We start from the raw sequence: 6,559 nt of genomic DNA, 5'->3' as shown, positions 1-6,559 counted from the left end.
CTTGGTCATCTATCGCATTGATGATCGCGGTGCCGACGGCGCTGGTCCTCACCGCCGTTTATGGGTTCACGACCTAAGGCGTGCGCGGGCGGCGCGACCGGCGCCGCCCGTCCCCCTGCGGCGGAAAGCCGTTGCCAATGCCGGCGCGCACGCTAGGACAAGCGCGTCCCGCCTCGTGCGGAGCCATCAGGAAGGCCCGCAATGTCCGACGATCGCGCCGTTGCGCGACAGGTCCTCCTTGACCTGTTCGCCCTGTTCCCCGACCGCCGGATAATCAGCCTCGCCTCCCGTCCCGACCGGCGACGCCGCATCGAGCGTGACCTTGCCCGCTTCGACCTTACGCCCGAGATGCTCGGGCTAGGCTTCTTCGACGGGCTGGTGTTCGACTCGCCGGGCGAGTTTCCCCGCATGGGCGTGCGCGGCTGCTTCAACAGCCACCTGGCGCTCGCCCGCGCGGCGGCGGATGCCGGGCGCGACATATTGGTGCTGGAGGATGATGTCGATTTCGACATTGCCCGGCTCGCCCGCTTCCCCGCGCTGGCGGAACAGGTGGCGGCGACAGCATGGGACGTGCTCTATCTCGGCTATATCACGCCGAACGGCCATGGGCGGGGGGAGCCCCGGCTGGTGCCGCATGGCGGCCTCACGATCGGCGGCCACTTCTACGCCATGCGCGCCGATTTCGCCGGCCGGATCGCGGGTTTCATGGAGCAGGCGCGCGACCGCAAGGCGGGTGATCCGGAGGGTGGGCCGATGTACCGCGACGCCGCCTTCAACTTCTACCGGGAGCGGCATCCCGATGTGGCGACCTGGCTGGCGGCTCCGTCGCTGGCCGGCCAATTCTCGTCCCGCTCGAACCTGTCGCCCGGCACCCTGGACCGTATCCCCGTGGTGCGACACGCAGTCGGCTGGGCGCGCGAGGCGCGCGCGCTGTTCGGTCGGTGACGGGGCCGGCCACCATGCAACGCGCGGCAGCCCGTCCGCATGACCTTGACACCCTGTCGTGGCGATGATTGGTAACGCTATCAATCATAAGCGAGATGGGAGAGGCGGATGACGGCGTTTGAGCCAGCGGCAATGCTTGCCGACGATTGGCGCGACGGCACGTTCCTTGGCCGGATCGAAACGGCCGAAGGGCCTTCGCCGGTGATCGTGGCGGGCGGCGTGCTGCACGACATGAGCCGGGTGGCGCCCACCGTGTCGCAGCTGGTGGCCGACCGCGCCTTTGATGCCTCCACCGGCGTGGCGCTGAGCGAGCTTGGCGGGCAGGGCGGCGGGCCGACGCTGTTGAGCCCGGTCGACCTGCAATGCGTCAAGGCCGCCGGCGTGACCTTTGCCGTGTCCGCGCTGGAGCGGGTGATCGAGGAGCGGGCGCGCGGCGACTTTTCCCGTGCGGCCGAGGTGCGGTCCGGGCTGGAAGCACGGATCGGCGGCGGCATTCGCGGCGTGAAGCCGGGTTCGGACGAGGCGATGGCGCTGAAGCAGGCGCTGATCGACGAGGGCATGTGGTCGCAATATCTGGAGGTCGCGATCGGCCCCGATGCGGAGATCTTCACCAAGTCGCCGGTGCTGTCCACCGTCGGCTGGGGCGCGGAGATCGGGGTGCGGTCCGATTCCACCTGGAACAATCCCGAGCCGGAGGTTGCCGTCCTTGCCGACAGCCATGGCGAGCCGGTCGGCGCGACGCTGGGCAACGACGTCAACCTGCGCGATTTCGAGGGCCGTTCGGCGCTGCTGCTCAGCAAGGCAAAGGACAACAATGCGTCGTGTTCGATCGGGCCGTTCGTGCGCCTGTTCGACGCCACCTTCACCATGGACGATGTCCGCGCGGCGGAGGTCGACCTGCTGATCGAGGGCGAGGACGGTTATGTGCTGAAGGGGCACAGCTCCATGCGTGAAATCAGCCGCGATCCCACGGACCTGCTCGCCCAGGCGATGAGCGAGCATCACTATCCGGACGGCTACGTCCTGTTCCTCGGCACTTTGTTCGCCCCGACCCAGGACCGTGATGAGCCCGGGCGCGGCTTCACCCACAAGGTGGGCGACGTGGTCACCATTTCCACGCCGAAGCTCGGCCGGCTGGTCAACCGGGTGGTGCATTCCAGGTCGGCGCGACCGTGGACGCTCGGCATTACCGGGCTGATGAAGAACCTCCATGCGCGCGGGCTGCTGACGGCATGATCGTCGCGGCGCGCCTGCCTGCTATCCTGTCCCTTTCTCGAATGAAGATGGCTTATGTCGGTGACTGATCCCTCCCAGCGCGCATCCTATCCCAGCCTGCGCGACAAGCGCGTCCTGATCACCGGCGGCGGCAGCGGCATCGGTGAAGGGCTGGTGGATGCCTTTGTCGCGCAGGGCGCGCGCGTGGCCTTTGTCGACATCGCCGAAGACGCGTCCCGCGCGCTGGTCGAGCGGCTGTCGGGCGCCGCGCACGTGCCGCTGTTCCGGCCTTGCAATCTTGCCGACATCGACGCGTTCAAGCGGACGCTGGCGGAGATCGAGCAGGCGCTCGGCGGGATCGACATCCTCGTCAACAATGCCGCCAATGACGACCGCCACACGATCGCGGAGGTCACGCCCGATTATTGGGACGATCGCATGGCGGTGAACCTGCGCCACCTGTTCTTCGCGGCGCAGGCGGCCGTGCCGGCGATGAAGCGGGCTGGCGGCGGCGTGATCCTGAACTTCGGGTCGATCAGCTGGCATCTCGGCCTGCCCGACCTGGTTCTCTACCAGACGGCCAAGGCGGCGATCGAGGGGCTGACACGTGGGCTGGCGCGCGACCTCGGCCGCGACAATATCCGCGTCAACACGATCGTGCCAGGCAACGTCCAGACACCGCGCCAGATGAAGTGGTACACGCCGGAGGGCGAGGCGGAGATCGTGGCCGCCCAATGCCTGGACGGGCGCATCCAGCCGGCGGATGTCGCCGCCCTGACCCTGTTCCTGGCATCGGACGATGCGCGCATGTGCACAGCGCACGATTACTTCATCGACGCAGGGTGGCGCTGACATGACGGGCGAACCGCACAGCGTCCTGGACGTCCAGGCGACCCTGGGTGAGGGGCCGGTCTGGGTGAAGCGCGAACAGGCGCTGTATTTCGTCGACATCAAGAACCATCGCGTCCACCGCTTCGACCCGCAATCGGGCGAACAGCGCAGCTGGACGGCCCCGTGCCAGGTCGGCTGGGTTCTGCCGGCGGAAGACGGCACGTTTCTGGCGGGCTTGCAGCACGGGCTGGCCCGGTTCGATCCGGCCAACGGCATGTTCGCGGTGATCGCGACACCGGAGGCGAGCATGCCGGGCAACCGCCTGAACGACGCGACGGTGGATGCGGACGGGCGGGTGCATTTCGGCTCGATGGACGATGGCGAGGAGGCCACGACCGGCCGCCTCTACCGGCTTGACGGCGGCGCGGTTCAGGACAGTGGGCTCGATCCGGTCTGCATCACCAACGGCCCCGCTATCTCGCCCGATGGCCGGACGCTGTACCACACGGACACGCTCGGCCGGGTGATCCATGCCGTGCCGCTCAATGAAGACGGCAGCTGCGGCGAACCGCGCGTCTTTGCGACGGTCGACGCGGCGGACGGGTGGCCGGACGGCTCCGTCTGCGATGCGGAGGGCCATGTCTGGATCGGCTTGTGGGGTGGGTGGCGCGCGCGCCGCTATGCGCCCGATGGGCGGATCGTGGGCGAGGTGCGCTTTCCCTGCGCCAACATTACCAAGATTGCGTTCGGCGGCGCCGACCTGCGCACGGCCTATGCCACCACGGCCCGCAAGGGACTGGATGCGGCCGAGCTGGAGGCGCAGCCGCTTGCCGGAAACCTGTTCGCATTCGATGCCGGCGTCGCCGGGCTGCCGGGCCATCTGGCCAGGCTCGGTTGAACCACAAGATAGAAAAGGGAGGGAGAGTAGTGCAGCGAGGGGCAAGCCAGGTGAACCTGGCCTTTATCGCCATGATCGTCGCGGTGGCGACGATCGGCGGTTTCATGTTCGGTTATGACAGCGGCGTGATCAACGGTACGCAGGAGGGGCTGGAAAAGGCGTTCAACCTGTCCAAGCTCGGCACGGGCTTCAACGTCGGCGCGATCCTGATCGGCTGTTCGATCGGCGCGTTCGCGGCCGGCCGCCTGTCCGACCGGCTCGGCCGGCGCGGCGTGATGCGGATTTCCGCGATCCTGTTCCTGATCAGCGCGCTGATCGCCGGCGCCGCCCCGGGATCGGAGCTGTTCGTGCTGGCGCGCCTGCTGGGCGGGTTCGGCGTGGGCGCAGCCTCCGTATTGTCGCCGGTCTATATTTCCGAAGTGACGCCGGCCAGCATTCGCGGCCGCCTGTCATCGATCCAGCAGATCATGATCATCACGGGCCTGACCGGCGCCTTTATCGCCAACTACGTCCTGGCGCAGGCCGCCGGCGGATCGCAGGCGATCCTGTGGGGCGGCTATCCGGCGTGGCGCTGGATGTTCTGGATGCAGGCCATTCCGGCGCTCGTCTACTTCCTCGCTCTGCTGTTCATCCCGGAAAGCCCGCGTTTCCTGGTCGTGCGTGGCCGCGAGGGCGAGGCGCGCGCGGTGCTGACCAAGCTGTTCGGGCCGGAAGCCGCCGCCGCCAAGGTGGCGGAGATCCGCTCCACCCTGGTCGCGGATCACCGGCCGAAATTCAGCGACCTCAAGGACCAGACCACCGGCAAGGTCCGGCCGATCATCTGGGCCGGCATGATGCTGGCGGTGTTCCAGCAGTTCGTCGGCATCAACATCGTCTTCTACTACGGCGCGGTGCTGTGGCAGGCGGTGGGCTTCAGCGAGAATGACGCGCTGCTGACGAACATCATCTCCGGCGTAGTGTCGATCGCCGCCTGCATCCTGACGGTGCTGCTGGTCGACAAGGTCGGGCGCAAGCCGCTGCTGCTGATCGGCTCGGCCGGCATGACGGTGACTTTGGGCCTGATGGCTTATGCCTTCTCGCAGGGCGTGTTCGATGCCTCCGGTGCGTTGCAGCTGCCGGGCGGGTTGGGCCGCGTCGCCTTCATCAGCGCGCTCGGTTACTCGGCTTTGTTCAACCTCAGCTGGGGCCCGATCATGTGGGTGATGCTGGGCGAGATGTTCCCCAACCAGATCCGCGGTTCGGCGCTGGCGGTGTGCGGCTTCGCGCAGTGGATCGCCAACTTCATCATCTCGGTCAGCTTCCCCTGGCTGCTCGTCAATGTGGGACTTGCGCCGACCTACAGCTTCTATGCGCTGTCGGCGTTCGTCTCCTTCTTCCTGGTCAGAAAGCTGCTGCACGAGACGCGCGGACGCGAGCTGGAGCAGATGGAAGGCTGATCCTGCTTATCCACGGCCAAAGGAAAAGCCCGTCGCTCCGGTGAGCGGCGGGCTTTTTCATGTGCGCGCAGGCTGTGCCAAGGGGAGGAAGACGGGCGATCGCCCGAGGGGTCAGGCGCGGGCGGGCGGCCGCTTGCGGGGCGGTGCGTCGGACTGTCGCCGTACCAGCTGATAATCCAGCAGTACGTGGCGCGGCGCGGCGCGGGCCGGCGCGCGGCGTGCCCGGACCTCGCCGATCAGCAGTTCCACCGCGGCCTGCGACATGTCGCGGATCGGCTGGCGGATGGTGGTCAACTCGGGCCAGATCGTGGTGGCAAGCGGCGTGTCGTCGAAGCCGCAGACGGTGATGTCGCCCGGCACGTCCAGCCCGTGGCGATGCGCCACCGCCACCGCCGCTCCCGCCATGTCGTCATTGCTGGCGAAGATCGCGGTCGGCCGTTCGGGCAGCGCCAGCAACTGCTCGGCCGCGTCCAGCCCGGACCGGTAGGTGAACAGGCCCGGCACGACCAAAGCAGGATCGTGCGCGATGCCGAGTTCGTCCAGGGCGGTGCGGTAGCCGTCCATCCGCCGCGCGCTGGCGGTCTGGTTGGGGTTGCCGGCGATGAAGCCGATCCGGCGATGGCCCAGTGCCGCCAGGTGGCAGGTCATGTCGTGCGCGGCGCGTGCGTCGTCGATGCTGACCGCCGGGATGTCGGCACGGGGGCGGCCGCTTGCCACCACCACGATCGGGATGTCGGCCGCCTGCAGCGCGTCGATGGTGGCGTCGGAATCGCACAAGGGCGGCGGCAGGACGACGCCATGGATGCCGGTGCGGATCAGGTGCGCGACCGCCTGCACCTCCTGCCCGCCATCCTCGCACTGCTCGATCATCAACTGGGCGTGCGCGCGGCTGACGCTGGCCAGCCCGCCCATCAGGAACTCGCCGAGATAAGCGGCGCTGGGATTGCTGTAGAGCAGGGCGATCCGCAGCTCCTCCGCTCCGGCCAGGCTGCGCGCCGCGCGGTTGGGGGCATAGCCCAGGCGCTGGATCGCGGCCTTTACCGCATCGCGCGTGGCGGCGCGGACATTGCTCTCGCCATTGATGACGCGCGAGACGGTCATGGGTGACACGCCCGCAGCCAGCGCGACATCGCTGATCGTCGGCGCTCCCCGCTGACGCCCGGACCTTTGGCTCAACCCGCTTCCCCTCCGCCGTCGTTATTCTCGTCTGGGCGCGGACCACACCAAAAAACGT

The 6,559-nt window shown here is 68.0% G+C and carries 6 protein-coding genes; 5 read left to right on the top strand and 1 reads right to left on the bottom strand.

Annotation, left to right across the window (positions count from 1 at the left end; genetic code table 11):
- The first annotated feature begins 201 nt into the window (after positions 1-201).
- From Q0D93_RS14180 to Q0D93_RS14160, 5 genes are all read left to right on the top strand, one after another.
- Positions 202-945 (top strand): hypothetical protein, encoded by a 744-nt coding sequence (locus Q0D93_RS14180; RefSeq protein WP_294395517.1) that lies wholly within the window; start codon positions 202-204, stop codon positions 943-945.
- A 108-nt stretch (positions 946-1,053) separates the two neighbouring features.
- Entirely contained in the window at positions 1,054-2,181 is a 1,128-nt protein-coding gene (locus Q0D93_RS14175) for a fumarylacetoacetate hydrolase family protein (RefSeq protein WP_294395515.1), read from the top strand.
- A gap of 54 nt (positions 2,182-2,235) precedes the next feature.
- A complete protein-coding gene (locus Q0D93_RS14170; RefSeq protein ID WP_294395512.1) occupies positions 2,236-3,012 on the top strand; it encodes an SDR family oxidoreductase in 777 nt (258 codons plus the stop codon).
- A 1-nt stretch (position 3,013) separates the two neighbouring features.
- Entirely contained in the window at positions 3,014-3,889 is an 876-nt protein-coding gene (locus Q0D93_RS14165; protein ID WP_294395511.1) for an SMP-30/gluconolactonase/LRE family protein, read from the top strand.
- A gap of 29 nt (positions 3,890-3,918) precedes the next feature.
- Positions 3,919-5,325, top strand: coding sequence for a sugar porter family MFS transporter (locus Q0D93_RS14160; protein ID WP_294395509.1), 1,407 nt, complete (start codon positions 3,919-3,921; stop codon positions 5,323-5,325).
- Positions 5,326-5,436: 111 nt separating this feature from the next.
- Here the strand turns inward: Q0D93_RS14160 and Q0D93_RS14155 are convergent, their stop codons facing one another.
- A complete protein-coding gene (locus tag Q0D93_RS14155) occupies positions 5,437-6,501 on the bottom strand; it encodes a LacI family DNA-binding transcriptional regulator (protein WP_294395507.1) in 1,065 nt (354 codons plus the stop codon).
- Positions 6,502-6,559: the final 58 nt, after the last annotated feature.

Source organism: uncultured Sphingomonas sp., assembly GCF_934560975.1.
In the GTDB taxonomy this organism is placed as follows: Bacteria; Pseudomonadota; Alphaproteobacteria; order Sphingomonadales; family Sphingomonadaceae; genus Sphingomonas_I.
The sequence above is the reverse complement of the archived record's forward strand: the minus strand, read 5'-3'. Positions and strand labels throughout refer to the sequence as shown.

Bases quoted from the DNA above. Each gene is read 5' to 3' on its own strand.
- Q0D93_RS14180 (WP_294395517.1), top strand. From the start codon at position 202: ATGTCCGACGATCGCGCCGTTGCGCGACAGGTCCTCCTTGACCTGTTC.
- Q0D93_RS14175 (WP_294395515.1), top strand. From the start codon at position 1,054: ATGACGGCGTTTGAGCCAGCGGCAATGCTTGCCGACGATTGGCGCGAC.
- Q0D93_RS14170 (WP_294395512.1), top strand. From the start codon at position 2,236: ATGTCGGTGACTGATCCCTCCCAGCGCGCATCCTATCCCAGCCTGCGC.
- Q0D93_RS14165 (WP_294395511.1), top strand. From the start codon at position 3,014: ATGACGGGCGAACCGCACAGCGTCCTGGACGTCCAGGCGACCCTGGGT.